This is a genomic window from Nostoc sp. 'Peltigera membranacea cyanobiont' 210A (genome assembly GCF_002246015.1).
Taxonomy (GTDB): Bacteria; Cyanobacteriota; Cyanobacteriia; order Cyanobacteriales; family Nostocaceae; genus Nostoc.
The window spans coordinates 658,891-675,798 of the sequence record NZ_NOLJ01000003.1; the positions used below are offsets into that span (position 1 = coordinate 658,891).

A 16,908-nucleotide genomic window follows, 5' to 3' on the forward strand; every position below is an offset into this window, starting at 1 on the left:
GTTGTGAGACTCGCGCCAAACAATAAAAACGACCAACACCTCATATTAGCGAATATATGACCCCGACTGTCTCTCAATCCCAGACCAAATTTATCTCACAAGCAATTGAGCAACTGCGCTCTTTTTGTCAAGTTAATCTTCAGTCTACGTGGCTGTATCAGGAATCTGACCTAGTTATTACTGATGTTGTAGCTGCTGATTTGTCTCATTGGCAACCTGCCCAGTTGAATGCTAAAGAACATATTGCTTGGACGGGCGGGAAAAAAGTGCTATGGCTAGTGCAAAGATTGGTGATTCCCCAAGATTTACACGGTTATCCCTTAGTGGGGTTATCTTTGCGGCTGGCGCTGGTTTGGTGGGCGGATTCTGCTGAGATTTATGTAAATGGCGAGTTAGTGCTGGAGGGTGATTTATTTGATTGTTCGCCGAGAGTGCTTCTCAGTCAGGGGGTGACGCCAGGGGAAGAGTTTATTGTGGCTTTGCGGTTAGTGAGTCCGGGACATTGTGATGGTGCTTTAGTGCGATCGCTCCTAGTTTATGAGTCTTATGTAGATAATAATCCCGATCCGGGTTTTGTGGCTGATGAGTTAGCTGTGGTGCAACTTTATTTAGAAAAATTTGCGCCGGAGAAGTTGGATGTTTTGGCGGCCATGGTGAGGGAGGTTACGAACCGCAGAGGCGCAGAGGACACGGAGGAAGAGAAGGGAGAGTTGGTAAAGTCGTTTTTGTCCCTACGTCAAAATTTAATTCAATCCAAAATCGTTCGACTGAGCGAAGTCGAAGTCCAAAATCTCAAATCTAAAATTTTCTTGTTGGGTCATGCTCACTTAGATTTAGCATGGTTATGGCCTGTAAGTGAAACTTGGAATGCGGCGCAAAATACTTTTGAGTCGGTTCTGAAGTTGCAAGCAGATTTTCCTGAGTTAATTTTCTGTCATTCAAGTCCCGCACTTTATGCTTGGATTGAAGAACATCGCCCAGATTTGTTTAGGGCAATTCAAGCACAGGTAGCCGCTGGACGTTGGGAAGTTGTCGGCGGAATGTGGGTGGAACCAGAACTCAACCTAATTGCTGGTGAATCAATAGTCCGTCAGCTACTGTATGGTCAGCGCTACATCCAGGAGAAATTTGGCAAGCTTTCAACTGTAGAATGGGTTCCAGATTCTTTTGGTTTCTGTGCAACTTTACCGCAGTTTTTCGCTAATGCTGGAATTGAGTATTTTGTGACGCAGAAGTTGCGATGGAATGATACTAATAAATTTGATTATGGGGCTTTTTGGTGGCGATCGCCTGACGGCAGTGAAGTCTTTAGTTTGATGTCTGCACCCATCGGTGAAGCTATAGACCCAGTTAAAATGGCAACTTATGCTCTTGAGTGGCAAACCCAAACTGGTTTACCAGAATCCCTCTGGCTTCCCGGTGTCGGCGACCACGGCGGCGGCCCCACCCGTGATATGTTAGAAACCGCCCAACGCTGGCAAAAGTCGCCTTTCTTCCCAGACTTAGAATTTACGACGGCTGAAAAGTATTTACAGCAAATCAGTAAAGAAGGCAGGAGGCAGGAAGCAGAAAGCAGGAGGCAGAATTCAGGAGTCAGAATTCAGGAGTCAGAATTCAGGAGTCAGAATTCTTCCCCTGCCTCCCCTGCTTCCCCTGCTTCCCCTGCTTCCCCTGCTTCCCCATTCCCTACTTGGGATGACGAACTATACTTAGAATTCCATCGTGGTTGCTACACTACCCACGGAGATCAAAAACGCTGGAATCGTCGTTGTGAAAATTTATTATATCAAGCTGAACTATTTGCTACCTTGGCAACTGTAAGCTGTGGTGTGACATATCCTAAAGCAGAAATTGAAGCAGCTTGGAAATTGGTTTTATTTCAACAGTTTCACGATATTTTACCTGGTTCTTCAATTACCCAAGTTTACACAGATGCCTTGCCCCAATGGCAGCAAGTGGAACAAGTGGGAACGAAAATATTACAGGAATCACTTTTAGCGATCGCATCTCACATTACCCTATCAGAACCACCAAAACCCGATAGTCTACCTATTTTTGTTTTCAATTCTCTCAATTGGCAACGTTCTGAGGTAATCTCTGTAGCCTTACCCACGCCACCAACAACTACCCAAGGATGGCAGATTTACGATGCTTCTGGAAACCAGCTTGTCTCCCAATTATCTGAAGCATCAACCCTACTATTTCTTGCCACCGAAATTCCACCCGTAGGCTACCGCATATTTTGGCTTTCCCCTTCACTCTCTAGTACAGACGAGATTAATCGCGTCTCTCCCTCATCTCCCCCACTCCTCCCAGACTGGATTTTAGAAAATGAATTCTTGCGAGTTGTTATAGATCCTGACACCGGAGATTTATCAAGTGTTTTTGACAAAACTTATCAGCGAGAAGTTTTGAGTGGGGCGGGGAATCAACTGCAAGCTTTTAAAGACAGTGGGCAATATTGGGATGCTTGGAATATAGACCCCAATTATGCTCAACATCCCTTACCCTCAACAAATCTTCAATCTATTCAGTGGTTAGAACAAGGCCCAGTGCAAACTCGTGTGCGCGTGGTGCGTCAGTTGGGTGAATCGGAATTTTGCCAAGACTATATTCTGCAAGCTGGTTTACCTCTGCTGAACATTGCTACAACTGTCAATTGGCAAGAAAATCATGTCTTAGTGAAAGCTGCTTTTCCTCTAAATATTGAAGCCGACTTTGCTACTTATGAAATTCCCTGTGGCGCGATTCGCCGCCCAACTAAACCGCAAACCCCCGCAGAGCAAGCAAAATGGGAAGTTCCTGCTTTGCGTTGGGCTGATTTAACAGCAGAAGATACACAAACAAATACTGCAATCCCAAATCGTTATGGTGTCAGTTTGCTCAATGATTGTAAATACGGTTATGACAGCAAACCAAATCAACTCCGCCTAACACTGCTACGCAGTTCTAATTGGCCAGACTCAGAGGCCGACCGAGGTTTTCATGAGTTCAAATATACCTTGTATCCTCATGCAGGTAGTTGGGAATCAGCCCATACAGTACGGCATGGCTATGAATTGAATATACCGTTGCAAGTGATATTGAATTCGCCATTAGCTCAACCCTCCGCTACCACTAACAGCACTATTGAAGGAGTAAGTTTCCTAAATTTATCAGCTGAAAATTTAATCTTGATGACCTTGAAGCCATCTGAAGACGATCCACAGCAGTTAATTCTGCGATGTTATGAATCTCACGGAGAAACAGCCGAGTTATCTTTGCAAAGTGATTTAGGATTGAATCTAGAAAATCCAGTAGATTTATTAGAGCGTTCCGCCAGTACTGAATTTGCATCTCAGCAACAAATCTTGATGATACAACCTTGGAAAATCGCCAATTTCAAGGTGATACCAGCGATTAATCCCAGGCTGGAGTGAGCCACTATAGTTAATGGTTAGTGGTTACTAACCATTAGACATCTGGTGAAATGAAATATGTGTTATCTAAAACCCTTGTAGAGATGTAGCAGTGCTACGTCTCTACATTCTTTTTCACCAGATTCCTATTAACAATTGGCTTATTTGTATCACGAGCCCTCAATAGACATCTCTAGAAACTATAGGCAAAATCATGTAGCTGAAGCCTTCCCACACCGCTTTCTAGAAGCAAGCTACGCGTAGGGTCTCTGTTAGAAGAAGGGGATTATGCCTACGTCATTTTCACTCATATCTCTAATAGCGTCGTCGGATAATCTGGCGTTGTCCAAAGCCCTGCCGTCGTCGGATTATCTGCCGTTGTCCGTAGGGCTGCCGTCCTCGGATTCTCTGGTATCGTCCATAGGGCTGCCGTCGTCGGATTATCTGCCGTCGTCGGATTCTCTGGTATCGTCCTGACCGCCGTTGAGCAATCAAAAGCTCTCCAGTTTTATTTCCAACTATGTTGGCATCTGGTGCAACGCTCTGTTCATTCAGAGTATTACTTAGAGAAATATCTTTCGCTTCAGCTAATGAGGGCGGAGACACAAAGGCAAATAGCAACACTGCTATTGAGGATAATTTCCTGAAACCTTTCATGTTTTTGCTTCTCTAAACTTTCGGTAATAACTTTATTAAAACACTTTAAAGTCTGAAAATTAGCGATCGCGCACTTTTTTAAACTTAATTTAGTATGAAATTCAAGATTACAATTTCACCCTTTTGTATAATTGCAATTTTTGTAAGCTTGTGTATATAAATAGTTAGTATTTAACAGGATGTATTCTTTTTACCACATAGATAAAGTATACAGTTATTAATTAAACAAGCTATATTTTTTATTGTTATATGGGTTCAAAAGCCTTAATGAGCAAAGGAAATATCCTCTCAACTTTTGATTTTTCAAAACCTTAGATCGGACTTATCTCCATTCTACAAGATGTATAAAAACTGTATCAAATACAAACGATAACTGCTAAATATTCTTAGCGGAAGCTGTAAATAATAATCTGTCACTGGATTTCTAGCTTCAGGCAACTATCTTGTTAAGTGCTGCGTTTTCCTATCTTCTGCCTCACTTCTCTACAAGAGGCTGCGGCAACGACTACGCTCAGTGACCACTTGCTTTCTGCCTCCTGTCTGATTGTTGAGCGGCTTGCCCTGAGCGTAGTCGAAGGGAGTCGAAACACTGCCTTACACATCCTTTAAGGATATCTTCTGCTACCTCCACCCACTACACCAATTTTGTGGCGATAGGAGAGTTCAGCGCCGAACCAACCAGAAGCACTGGTTAGCGTACCGACAACAAGCGAGATTAACAGTCCCCAAGGTACTATTCGGGATTCAGCGTCACCTAAACGTAGGAGAAAGTTAACGAGTGATAAAACTAGTATAGAAACATTAAGTATCAAATGCGTCCAACCGGCGGTGCGCTTGCGGACTCGTTCAATTTTCACAAAGTCGCTCAGACCGATCGCAGATGCAAGGACGCCTCCACCTAATCCAAGTCCGATTAACCATAGCGAAGCCCTAGCCCAAAAGAAATCGCCAGTTAACCAATAACCAATGTCACTTCCCAAGGCAGCAGCTAAAAATGCTATGGGAAAGATCACACTCAAGGGGTGTAGGGGATGTCCAGCGATCGCAACTGTACTGGGTACACCAGTATCACGATACTCACTGTCGTTACTTTCAATAACTGGTGGAATATTTGGAAAAGGTGTTGAACCTGTTTGCGTTGTTTCTGTAGTTTCCATTATTAGTATCCTGAATTTATGAACGTTACATTTTTAAGCTGAAGGAATTTTTTCCACATAAGCTTCAGCCTGTAGGATTAGTTTGCCTACTTCTACTTTTAGTTGATTGACTTGCAAACTTATACCATCTAAATCAAAGTTACTTAGATTCAAAATTTCGCTAGTTTGATCGATCAAAGCTTTTGTCAACTCTGGCGATATTTCCTCGCTTTCGCTATACTCGATATTTTCCAAAGCAACACTTTTACCATTGTTGCTAATCCTGGGTAGTGCCGAAAAAGCAACTTGCTGATTTTCACCAGTTTCTACTAATTTTATATTGGCATTTAGTGCTACTTTCCCATCACCCGGTAATCGAAAATCTACATTTTGAGGTTCAATAGTCCTCAGTTGCCCGTTAATATGTATTTTTTGACTTTGCAGTTGTGAACGCACATATTCTGAATTAAAAGCACGATTGATATCAGCTTCGCTTAACACAACCTGTGCATGAGCTTCAGTCGGTTTAGTTAGTTCAATTTTGCCAAAAGCCACACTTAGAGGATTAATGGCAACATTAGTCATTTGCATTTCCAATTCCTCCATACGGAGGTCTTTCTGCATTACCAAACCTTCACCTTGAATGGTGACTTCATCCACCTCTCCCTGAACCAGTTTCAGCGGGTCTGTCTTGATGTCTACATCTAAATTTTCTACTTCATCTAATTGACTAGATAATCCTATTTCTGCCGCTTTATTGAGCGCTTGCTCTCCTAATCCAGGATTGTCTGGCATTATGTAAATTAACTCCTAGTTTAAAGCACATCCTTGAGTAAATTTAATAAACTAACAGCAGAGTTTTATCTATCTGGCGATGGAATATAGATTTAAATGTTGTCTATCTAATTTCAAACTTCAATTTTCCCTCTGTACTCTTTTTATCCTTTATTACCTCTGCACTTGGAGCGATTTGTTATAAAATTGACACAAACCCAATATTTCGGTTAAGTTCTTCTGACTGCTGATTTTTTTTTATACAATGCTCTCAGAACGTTTTACCGCGGCCCTTACCTACGCCACCCAACTACACGCTAACCAAGTTCGTAAAGGTTCAGGCATCCCTTATGTTGCGCATTTATTAGGTGTCACCAGTATTGCTTTAGAATACGGGGCAAATGAGGATGAAGCGATCGCAGCCCTTTTACACGATGCGATCGAAGATCAAGGTGGCGCTGCAACACGAGAAGAAATTCGTCGTCGCTTTGGTGACAATGTAACGGCAATTGTAGATGGTTGTACTGACGCTGATACAACTCCAAAACCCCCTTGGCGACAGCGCAAGGAGGCATACATCGCTCATATTGCTACTGCTTCCCCATCAGTTCTGCTGGTGTCATCGGCGGATAAACTTTACAATGCCCAGTCTATTCTCAAAGATTATCGCATTTTGGGCGAATCACTTTGGGAGCGTTTTCATGGGCGTAAAGAAGGTACTCTTTGGTATTATCGGGCGCTTGTAGAGGCTTTTAAAAAGACTGAAACCACTGTAATAATTGACGAATTAGAACGGGTGATTTTACAAATTGAGGTGTTAGCATCTAAATAAAAATTCTATTTACCCAAAAGTAGATAAAAGATTTATAAATACTAGACAAATAGCTATTTTACAGACACGATCTAGTTATGTCTCTCACGAATAAATTTTGGCTTTTAGATTCTCTCTCTAGATAAAAAATCTTTCTCTCGATAGATAGGTGTACTGACATTATTATGGCTGCTATGTTACCAATATGACGATAGTAAGACAAAACACCCTAAATCCAACTGTAAATCCTTCAGTAAGTCCTCCAGAAAACTTGGCAGAAAAGTATATGGAAGCAGAGCGTATGCGTGATGTTCTGCTTTTACTGCAAAACTTGATTAACAGTGAAGAAGCCACTGTAAAATTAATTCTGGATTGTCTTTATGATGTTGGTTCAGTCAATTTGATTAATCAAAAGCTTCGCCTGAAACCCTTAAACAGGGTGATGAAATTAATTGCCCGAATGTCGAAACCAGTTTTTAAAACCTTAGCTTTAAATTGGTTTAAAAAGAACTGTCCCCAACTGATTACTAATTGGCTGCACACGCAAGTATCTTTTAAAAATCCCCAAAAGACACCCGAACAAGTAGCTATTGAAGTTGTACAACTGGAACCATATTCCATCCCACAGAGAGAAAGTCTGAGCCAAGAGATTAAAAATCTCCGCTCTCAGGTAAGATGGCTAGCTGGAATTTCAATAATTGCGATCGCTGTTTTAATAGTAAAAGCCACTTGGTTAAACTGAAACCTATGAATGATGAATTATGAATATTATGTCTCTGCCAAAACCGCTCTTGGAGGATATAGAAATACACCTGCTCTTGGAGGGTGTGTATCAGTACTATGGTTATGACTTTCGCAATTATGCTCTTTCATCACTCAAGCGCCGTATTCAGGGCTTCATGCAATTAGAAGGTGTACCAAATATTTCTGCATTGCAAGAGCGTTTACTCCACAATCGTCCCTATTTAGAAAGATTTTTGCTTGCTCTGACGGTGAATGTAACATCAATGTTTCGCGATCCCAGCTTTTATAATACCTTCAGAAATCAGGTTATTCCCTTCTTACAAACCTATCCATTTATTCGCATCTGGCACGCTGGATGTTCAACTGGTGAAGAAGTCTATTCAATGGCAATTTTATTGCAAGAAGAAGGACTTTATCATCGTTGCCGCATATATGCCACTGATACGAATGAGAAGGTATTACAAAATGCCAAAAGTGGGATTTTCTCGCTGAAACTGATGCAGGAATATACTCACCTTTATCTGAAAGCAGGCGGCAAGAAATCTTTCTCCGAATATTATACAGCAGCTTATGATAATGCTATTTTTCGATCGTCCCTAAGAGAAAATGTTGTTTTTGCCCAGCATAATTTAGCAACTGACAGTTCTTTTAATGAGTTTAATGTGATTCTTTGTCGTAATGTTCTTATATATTTTAATCAGAGACTTCAGAAGCGGGTACACGAACTTTTTTATAATAGCCTTTGCACCTTTGGTATCTTAGGTTTAGGAAGACAAGAATCTATCAGGTTCACCTCTTATGAGCAGTACTATGAAGAGTTAATCAAGGGTGAGAAAATATATAGGAAAATAGCAGGTGGATGAAGAGAATTCTTTGAGTAGGGAATTGAATTATGAATTATCCTAAAATAAAGAATGCCCCATAAGCTAATGCCTAATTCTCCAAAAATTTATGAATAAAATTGCGCTCGTTGTCAAAAGACAGTCTGTCAAACATTTTTTATTGTGTTCAGAAGATAGATTTAGCGTAGACGCAAAGCGGCTTGTCGATAGACATCGCTTAAGGTAAATTACACACTAAAGTCTTAAAGGAGATTGTCGATGCAACTTCTCGAATGTCCTCCTGTTGCAGTCATTGCTGGAGAAAATGCGGTTCATGTTTCTCAACTACCTTCTATATGGCAAGACATTGCTAGAGGAACCACGAGTGTCGGACTTTCCCAACCCCAAAGCTATGTTGAGATGGCGCAGTTGTTTTTGTATAAATTAGAACGTGGTGATGTTGACTTATTTAGCGATCGCCCCCAACTAGCTCACCTAATACCATCATTTTCCCAGTTATTTGCACAACTGGCATGGGAAACCTTAGAGTTTTTTGGACAAGACTTTCTCAAACACAGCTATCCGAACTTTGCAGAAATTCTTCGTGATGTGGAGTCCAAAGGAATCGATTACGCTGATGAAATAAAAGTGGCTCGCATCGGCATAGATTTGTTCAATGAATTTGGTTATGAACTACCTGCTAGCTTTTATCACGTGCATTTAGCACCAATTTACCGCGATCATGTTTTTGAAGAACGTGCTTTGCGATTCGACCAGCGCGATATTGAGCATAAACGTGCTTGGGATGCCATACTCCATGCAGGTAAGGTATTTGCTATTCAAATGAAGGTGCAAAGTATTGCTTCTAAATACGGTTTTACTTATCAGCATGGCTGCGGTTGCAACTCTCATCTATCTTCCATTGATGTATCTCGTGGGGCTTTTGAATATGAATTGAGTCCCGACAAGCGTCAGCGATGGATTCGCAGTTTCATCTGGACTGCTTGGTATGAGTACGCCTTCTTTGCGATCGTACCTAATACAAGTTATTTGGTTTAACGACTCGCATCCCAATTGGTAATTCGTAATTTTGGGGTTTGAACTCGGGAGAATAAATAACCTCAGTTCGGGAAAAGTCAGGTTTATTAGACTTCTTGCATAAGTGGGGAAAAGGGGAACGGGAAAAGGGTAAAGGTATGGAATTTTCCCTTACCCTTTAACCTGCACCCCACTTATGCAAAAGTAACTTTTGCAAGATGTCTATTTGCTCGCTACCACAATCATTCGGCGGCTATCAAGCGCGAACGATTCACCATCATAACCATAGCCCTCTACTTCGCTGAAGCCTGTTTGCAGGAGCCAATCGCGGATTTCAGGAAAGGTAAAATTGCGAACAAAATATTGACCGCGCCGCACTTGTCCATCACGAATGATAATCCGCTCGGTATAGGTACGATTGGTAAGCGCATCGTAGCGCGTGCGTGCGAGCATATAATTACCCTCACGCTCAGTAACTAACTCAGGCGTAAATTCTTGCAAGACGCGGCTAAAATTATAAATATCAATTAGTAATTTGCCACCTACTTTTAGAGCGCGATACGCTTCGGTTAAGACCGATCTATTTTCATCGTCATCGAAATAACCGAAGGCTGTGAAGCAGTTGATGATGTAGTTGAAGCGATTGCTAAAGGGTAGAGAACGCATATCGCCTTGAAGGTACTCTACCTTAATACCCTTGCTAGCCGCATCTTGTTTTGCTTTTTCTAAGAAGAAAGCTGTTGCATCAAGTCCAGTCACATCATAGCCACGAGCCGCTAGCTGATTAGCAATCCGTCCATGACCACAAGCTAAGTCTAAAATATTCATCCCTGCTTTGAAATCTAGCAATCGGCAAATGAGGTCAACTTCGTGTTGAGTACGTTCTGGTGTCAACAACGTTTCATAAAAGTAAAGATAATCTTCCTCGAACACGCTGTTACGATCAAATGTATTTACAACCATTTTTAATCTGATTTATTAAGTGAATTTTCAATATGGATGGGATGATACTTTTGAAGAGGATTTATTGAAGTTGCAAGCATTATTTGTCAACCCATCCACAGAAGTATTTACCGCAACAAAGTGTCCATTGTTATACAAAATTTTACTATATATTGCAGCAATTATGGTTGACTGGATTTTTGATTTTGGAAAACCAGTCATAATCTCAGCTTAGGTATGTTTGGAGAAATCTAAAGAATATGACGAAATTAACTGTTGTTCTTTGGTTACGTCAGCTAGTTTTTGGTTTAAGCTTAAGCTGTCTACTTTTACTTTCAGGTTGTATTACAGATAGTTCTACTGGTGGTCACACACTTACGGTTGCTACAGAACCTACATTTCCGCCTTTCGAGTTTCAATCTGTCAGTGGTGAGTTGCAAGGCTTTGACATCGATTTGATGAATGCGATCGCCCAATCAGATGGCTTTAAAGTTAAGTATCAAAATATGCCTTTTGCTGGGATGATTCCAGCATTGCAAGCGCAAACTGTAGATGCCGCAGTTGCGGCAATGACAATTACTGCCGAACGGGCGAAGACAATTTCTTTCTCGCGTCCTTACTTCAAATCAGGGCTAGCGATCGTCACCCGCACAGATAATCAAAGCATTATCAATTTCGATAATCTTAAAAACAAAACCATTGGCGTGCAAATTGGGACAACTGGCGCACAGAAAGCTAAAAGTATTCCTGGATCTGAAATTCGCACTTTTAATGATTCACCTTTAACCCTTCAAGCATTAATCAATGGTAATGTCGATGCCGTTCTTAACGATCGGGTTGTGATCTTATATGGCATAAAAAGCGGCAACCTTAACGGACTCAAAGTGGTCAGCAGTCTGCTAACAGAAGAATTTTATGGCATTCCTACACCTAAAGGATCGCCCAACTTGCAAGTGATTAACCAAGGTTTAGAAACGGTGCTGAAAAATGGTATTTACGCCAAAATCTACCAAAAATGGTTTGGTATCCAACCGCCACAACTACCAGAAAAATCACCCATCGAAAACCAGGCTCCCGAAACAGGCGTATCCCAACTATTTACCTCACTAAGCATTATCTTTAAGTCCCTACCCACCTTGTTAAGTGGGGCTTTAGTTACACTTGAACTCACAGCAATCTCAATCTTGCTGGGTATGATCGGGGGTACACTGATTGGAATTCTTCGCCTTTTGCCCACTCCGCCTTTACCCTGGATTGCTAGGGCGTATGTAGACTTTTTCCGAGGAACGCCGTTGCTGGTGCAGATTTTTATGATTTACTTTGGGTTGCCTGCTTTAGCCCAAACTTTTGGTTTCACCTTCACTTTAAATCGTTTAGCAGCAGCGGTAATTGCATTGAGTCTCAATAGTGCTGCCTACATTGCTGAAGTTGTCCGGGCAGGCATTCAATCAATTGAGCCTGGGCAAGCAGAAGCCTCTCAATCACTGGGTTTAAGCTCGGTGCAAACGATGCGCTATGTAATCTTTCCTCAAGCCCTCCGGCAGATGTTGCCACCTCTGGGCAATGAGTTCATTAGCTTGCTCAAAGACACGAGCTTAGTCGCTATCATCGGGTTTGAAGAGTTGTTCCGCAAAGGACAGCTGATTGTAGCTGACAACTATCGTTCATTTGAGATTTACGCCACTGTCGCCTTAGTTTATTTATTCCTGACGCTGCTTTCTTCCCAAGCGTTTAGTCACTTTGAGCGATCGCTCAATCCCATTAAGAAAAATAGCAAGTGATATCATGTCCGCTTGATTGCTTATTAAACTCGAAGAACCCCACCCCGCCAAAGCTACGCTTTGTCTCCCCTCCCCGCTTGCGGGGAGGGGTTGGGGGTGGGGTGTAATGACTGTGGTTAGCATAACTAATTATGCGGACATGATATGAGCGGGAATATTACAGCAGAATTCTGCTGTAAAACACACTTTATACCTGGGTAACAGATTTAGCTGGTGTACCTTACCAACTTAAAATCTGCTGTATTTGTGACTGCTCAGGGATCGAAAAATGAGGTAAGTTTTAAGAAACCGGTTCAAAAACCATTTGAGGACTTAACACTTCATCTTGTAATTGTCCAACACCTAAAAAGCGAGTCTCTTCTTCATAAACTCGCACTATTCCAGTAATATCAGAATTTAGAGAAACTCGCTGACCTTGACACCATTTTTGAGCAGATGTTGCTGGTAAAGTCACAGACAACAAATGTTGTAAGGCTGCATCAGGGGCAAGAGGTTGAAATGTCCCGCCTTGCAATTTAGTTTCTAAGTCGGTGAAACTGAGACTATCTGTTAAATCGAAACCACTGCTTTGGGTACGGATCAAAGCGGCAAGAGTGCCACCAGTTTCTAAGATTGCACCTAAGTCACGAGCGATCGCTCTAATATATGTACCAGATCCACAGGCGATCGCCACATCCAATTCGGGAAAATCTCCTTCTCTCCAGTCCAAAATTTCTATCTGAAAAATTTCCACTGTTCGCACTGGAACTTCCACCATTTTCCCTTGGCGGGCTAAGTCGTAGAGACGTTTCCCATCCACTTGAATTGCACTATAATTCGGTGGGATTTGCTCAATCTTGCCTTCAAATTGTGCCAGTGCAGTTTTCACCTCTGCTAAACTCAATCCAGCACAAGCTTGAGAATTAATGATTTCACCTTCTAAATCATCGGTTGTAGTCTGCACGCCCAGACGAATCGTAGCCTTATAAGCTTTATTTTCTGGCAGATATTGCAATAATCTTGTGGCTTTACCAAGTGCGATCGGTAAAACGCCTGTTGCTGCTGGATCTAAGGTTCCCGCATGTCCTACACGTTTGAGGCGCAACAATTTTCGCACCCGCGCTACGCAGTCGTGGGAAGTCCAGTCAAATGGTTTGTTTAAGTTGAGAAAACCTTGAAATAACACAATAGCAATACTTTTACTCTTTTCTGTCTCAAATAGCTCATCTAATGCTCAAATATCTTAATTTCAGCATTTAATCATAAATAATAAATATAAAATCATACTGGTTAATCATGCTCATAAAATGCTCACTCTTTCAACCCTGTTATCGAGGAAAGGGGAATAAAAGCATATCTCTATCCTATATCCTCAACGATCAATTACCCTGAAAGTTAGATTAATTCTTGGTTGAACCTTCTTCGATGTTTTTGGAATCTGATGTTGCCAAAAATGCTGCGTTGCTCGTGCCATAACAAGGAGGCTGCCATGTATTAACTCAATTTCTGCTTTCAAATTCTTATCGTGTTTATGCCTAAACATAAACCTTCTTGTTCCACCAAAACTAACAGAACCAATTACAGGATTGTTACCTAATTCGGGTTCAGCATCAGTGTGCCAGGAAATTCCATCATTTCCATCTCGGTAAAGGTTGAGCAAAACGCTGTTAAACTTAACTTTTGCAATTTCGTCAACTTTCTCTTTTACTTGTAGCAACGTAGGTGTCCAAGGTTCTGGATCAAGATGAATGCCTGAGAATGTATATGATTTGCTTCTATCTCCATACCAAGCAGTTTTTCTTGGCAAGTTTACTTCCTTACCATAAATCTTCATCTTGTCTTGTCGCCATTTGATTTCGTTAAACAAGATTTGAAAAAGCTCATCGCTCTCTTGCTGATTGAAAAAATTGTGATAGAAAATCACATCTGCATCTGGCATAGATAGGACTTCTTTCTCTGCACTATTCTTTGGCTCAATAGCAGAGTCAAATCCAGAAAATAAGTCACATTGAATTGCATTCATAACCAATCTATTTTTAATTAAAGCTTTTCTTAGAGTTTTACAGTGAATTGTCTTTCATACCTTTGTATTTTTCTCATTTCAAATCGCTTATTTCTAATAATAAAAAATTTCTTTATAAATTGCTTCCGATGATGTAGATGAATATCTAACTGTATGAACATCGTTAAATAAATTATAAAACTCATCTATTCTATGGTTAACTGTATTCCGAGATGGACTTGTACAAATAATACGATTGAGTCCTTGAAAACGATTAATTATTAGTTCATATAGCTTATTTATCTCGAAGCATTTAACATCTATAGTCAAGTAGATGAAGGGGATAGTTGACCAGTTGGGCATATCTTCGGTAAGCTAACTGTAACTTTAGTTCCTTGCCCCACTTCACTCGACAAGGCAATATTGCCACTATGTAACTCGACACAAGCTTTAGCGATCGCTAGCCCTAAGCCTGTACCAGGAATTGTGTCAACGTTACTTCCACGGCTGAAGGATTGAAACAAATTTTCTTGATCTGCCATCGGGATACCAATTCCCCCATCTTTAATGTAAAAAATGGCTTCTGATTCTTTGCCAATCAGGTGGAATTCTACGCTACCCCCATCTGGAGAATACTTAATTGCATTGGACATCAAGTTAATAAAAATTTGTTGCAAAAGCCCGCGATCGCCCCAAAATCCATGATGATTACCAGTAATTTTAAAAATCAATTCGTAGCGATCGCCTACTGTTTCTCGCTCTTGTTCTAAAAGGTCAGAAAAAAATTGCAGTAAATCGACTGAGATTGGTTGAAACTTGGGTTTTTCCAGTTCAAGTTGGTTAACCAGAAGCATATTATCCACAAGTTTGGACATATACCTGGCTTTCTGTTCAATGATTCCCAAGAACCGCTCTTGTTTGGACTCATCTAGTTGCTGGCTATGTTTTACCAAAGTTGATGCCGCAGCCAGAATTGAAGTTAGCGGCGTTCGATACTCATGAGAAACCGTTGTAATTATTTGGGATTTAAATACATTGAGTTGCTTTTCTTTGGCAAGGGCTGCTTGAGTTTGGGCTAACAATTCCGCCTGTTGAATAGCGATCGCTAATTGCACTGATACTTCATTGAGCATTTCTGCATCATCAGTTTGCCAGTGTCGCTCCCCGGAATTATGGTGAGCAATCAATAAACCCCAAAGTTTGGGGGTTGGGTTCCCATTGTTGCTCAGATTAATCGGAACTACCAGATTTGCCTTAGTATTAAATTGCTCTTTTAGGCTGACACAATTACACAAGCCAAGCTCATAAATGTAAGGGATTGGTGATTGGTGATTGGGCACAAGAGGCAGAGGGGCAGGGTGCAGGGTGCAAGGGGGAGAATGAGTAATTAATTTACCTCTTTCTTCCCTCTGCTCCCTGCTCCCTGCTCCCTGCTCCCCTGCTTCTTCCCAATCCCCAACAACGCGATCGCACAATACAGTGCGGTATGACTCAACTGATGAGGCGACTATTTTACCATCTGTATCTGGGGCAAACTGATAAACCATCACGCGATCGCACTTCAAAAGTTGCTGTACTTCGGCTACAGCCGTATTCAAAATTTGCTCTAGATTAAGAGACTGGCGAATTCGTAAAGCAGTCGTGGCAATTAGGCGTTGTCTCTCCTGAGTTTTGAGCAGTTGGGCTTGCAAGCAAGACTGCTTAATGGCGTTGCGGACTGCTAGTTGCAGCACATCCTGTGTAAGATTGTGCTTGACTAAGTAATCCAAAGCACCCCGTTTCATTACCTGCACAGCGATTTCTTCATCACCGCGCCCTGTCAACATAATCACGGGGACAGAAGTCTTAAATATCTCCTGCTGGATGCGATCGAAAAGTTCTAACCCGCTCATATCAGGTAGGCAAAAATCCAGCAAAATGACATCGCAGCGTACTTTTCGGCACAAAGCAAGTCCTTCTTCTGCACAGTCTGCCTCCAAAATCTGGTAGGACTGGTGCGGATCTTTCAAAAGATATCGACGATAGATTTTCCGATCTGCCGCACAATCATCGATGATAAGTAGCGTCCATGTGTCCAACATAAGGTTATGAGGATCAGGGAGCCATATAGATCCCTTTTATCCAGATTGTGTTTTCTTGCATAATTCTAAAAATAATATAAAATAAGTGTAAATAAAATCTAAATTCTTTAGTAATCCTAAAGAAACACCAAATAGGAAAATGGGGAAAAGGAATCTAACAGAGACAAACAGACACAGTGACTCAAAGAGGAAAATGTCTCTGTGTCCTCTGAGCCGTCTCCTTTATTATCGTTTTTCCCCTACTGCCTCATCAACAAAATAATAAACAAATTAATCCAACACAGGCGGCGTATTGGCATCCAGCCAGTAATCTACAAATGCCTGGATCGTCTTTTTTAGTTCCAGAGCATCCATCGGTTTTACCAGATATCCATTTGCGCCCTTTTGGTAGCACAATTCAATATCCTTGGGGTTAGATGATGTGGTAAAAACAACGATGGGAATTCCTTTGAAACTCTTGTCTTGCTTGAGCCGATCTAAAATGTCACGCCCATCAATACCTGGCAAATTGAGATCGAGCAAGATTACAGAGGGTCGTAATGCTACTTTTGAGTTAAGTAGGTCTTCGCCTTTAGCGTAGGCATCGTTCCCCAGTTGATAGAGAAACTCTAAAACCTCATCCCCATTAGTACAACGGTGTATAGGATTCTGGACTGACATACGTCGCATCAGACGTTGCAGCATCCGAAAATCTTCATTGCTGTCCTCAACAACGAGCAGCGGTTCATGAAGTTTTTTTGTCAT

At 41.4% G+C, this 16,908-nt stretch carries 14 protein-coding genes; 6 read left to right on the forward strand and 8 right to left on the reverse strand.

The window, feature by feature from the left end; translation table 11 throughout:
* Positions 1-56: 56 nt before the first annotated feature.
* Positions 57-3,419: an alpha-mannosidase gene (locus tag CDG76_RS12130; protein ID WP_094349248.1), complete on the forward strand. Its 3,363-nt coding sequence runs from the start codon at positions 57-59 to the stop codon at positions 3,417-3,419.
* Positions 3,420-3,713: 294 nt separating this feature from the next.
* Here the strand turns inward: CDG76_RS12130 and CDG76_RS12135 are convergent, their stop codons facing one another.
* From CDG76_RS12135 to CDG76_RS12145, 3 genes are all read right to left on the reverse strand, one after another.
* Positions 3,714-4,055: a hypothetical protein gene (locus CDG76_RS12135; protein WP_094349249.1), complete on the reverse strand. Its 342-nt coding sequence runs from the start codon at positions 4,053-4,055 to the stop codon at positions 3,714-3,716.
* A gap of 605 nt (positions 4,056-4,660) precedes the next feature.
* Positions 4,661-5,212 (reverse strand): DUF2231 domain-containing protein, encoded by a 552-nt coding sequence (locus CDG76_RS12140; protein ID WP_094349250.1) that lies wholly within the window; start codon positions 5,210-5,212, stop codon positions 4,661-4,663.
* Positions 5,213-5,245: 33 nt separating this feature from the next.
* Positions 5,246-5,986, reverse strand: coding sequence for an LmeA family phospholipid-binding protein (locus CDG76_RS12145; protein ID WP_094349251.1), 741 nt, complete (start codon positions 5,984-5,986; stop codon positions 5,246-5,248).
* A gap of 244 nt (positions 5,987-6,230) precedes the next feature.
* On the opposite strand from CDG76_RS12145, the gene CDG76_RS12150 reads away from it, so the two are divergent.
* The 4 genes from CDG76_RS12150 (at position 6,231) to CDG76_RS12165 (ending at position 9,400) form a co-directional block, all read left to right on the forward strand.
* Positions 6,231-6,797 (forward strand): HD domain-containing protein, encoded by a 567-nt coding sequence (locus CDG76_RS12150; protein WP_094349252.1) that lies wholly within the window; start codon positions 6,231-6,233, stop codon positions 6,795-6,797.
* A gap of 184 nt (positions 6,798-6,981) precedes the next feature.
* Positions 6,982-7,518, forward strand: coding sequence for a hypothetical protein (locus CDG76_RS12155; RefSeq protein ID WP_094349253.1), 537 nt, complete (start codon positions 6,982-6,984; stop codon positions 7,516-7,518).
* Positions 7,519-7,546: 28 nt separating this feature from the next.
* Positions 7,547-8,383: a CheR family methyltransferase gene (locus tag CDG76_RS12160; protein WP_094349254.1), complete on the forward strand. Its 837-nt coding sequence runs from the start codon at positions 7,547-7,549 to the stop codon at positions 8,381-8,383.
* A gap of 237 nt (positions 8,384-8,620) precedes the next feature.
* Positions 8,621-9,400 (forward strand): hypothetical protein, encoded by a 780-nt coding sequence (locus CDG76_RS12165; RefSeq protein ID WP_094349255.1) that lies wholly within the window; start codon positions 8,621-8,623, stop codon positions 9,398-9,400.
* A 201-nt stretch (positions 9,401-9,601) separates the two neighbouring features.
* On the opposite strand, the gene CDG76_RS12170 is transcribed toward CDG76_RS12165, so the two are convergent.
* Entirely contained in the window at positions 9,602-10,342 is a 741-nt protein-coding gene (locus CDG76_RS12170) for a class I SAM-dependent methyltransferase (RefSeq protein ID WP_094349256.1), read from the reverse strand.
* Positions 10,343-10,581: 239 nt separating this feature from the next.
* Between CDG76_RS12170 and CDG76_RS12180 the strand changes: the two genes are divergently transcribed.
* On the forward strand, positions 10,582-12,102 hold the full coding sequence (locus tag CDG76_RS12180) for an ABC transporter permease subunit (protein WP_094349258.1): 1,521 nt from the start codon (positions 10,582-10,584) through the stop codon (positions 12,100-12,102).
* 280 nt (positions 12,103-12,382) lie between these two features.
* Here CDG76_RS12180 and truB read toward each other — a convergent pair whose 3' ends face one another.
* From truB to CDG76_RS12200, 4 genes are all read right to left on the reverse strand, one after another.
* Positions 12,383-13,267 carry a tRNA pseudouridine(55) synthase TruB gene (gene truB / locus CDG76_RS12185; RefSeq protein ID WP_094349259.1) on the reverse strand — a complete coding sequence of 295 codons (885 nt, stop codon included), beginning with the start codon at positions 13,265-13,267 and terminating at the stop codon, positions 12,383-12,385.
* Positions 13,268-13,453: 186 nt separating this feature from the next.
* On the reverse strand, positions 13,454-14,104 hold the full coding sequence (locus CDG76_RS12190) for an alpha-ketoglutarate-dependent dioxygenase AlkB family protein (RefSeq protein ID WP_094349260.1): 651 nt from the start codon (positions 14,102-14,104) through the stop codon (positions 13,454-13,456).
* A 305-nt stretch (positions 14,105-14,409) separates the two neighbouring features.
* Positions 14,410-16,164 carry a hybrid sensor histidine kinase/response regulator gene (locus CDG76_RS12195; RefSeq protein ID WP_094349261.1) on the reverse strand — a complete coding sequence of 585 codons (1,755 nt, stop codon included), beginning with the start codon at positions 16,162-16,164 and terminating at the stop codon, positions 14,410-14,412.
* 270 nt (positions 16,165-16,434) lie between these two features.
* Positions 16,435-16,908 (reverse strand): response regulator, encoded by a 474-nt coding sequence (locus tag CDG76_RS12200; protein ID WP_094349262.1) that lies wholly within the window; start codon positions 16,906-16,908, stop codon positions 16,435-16,437.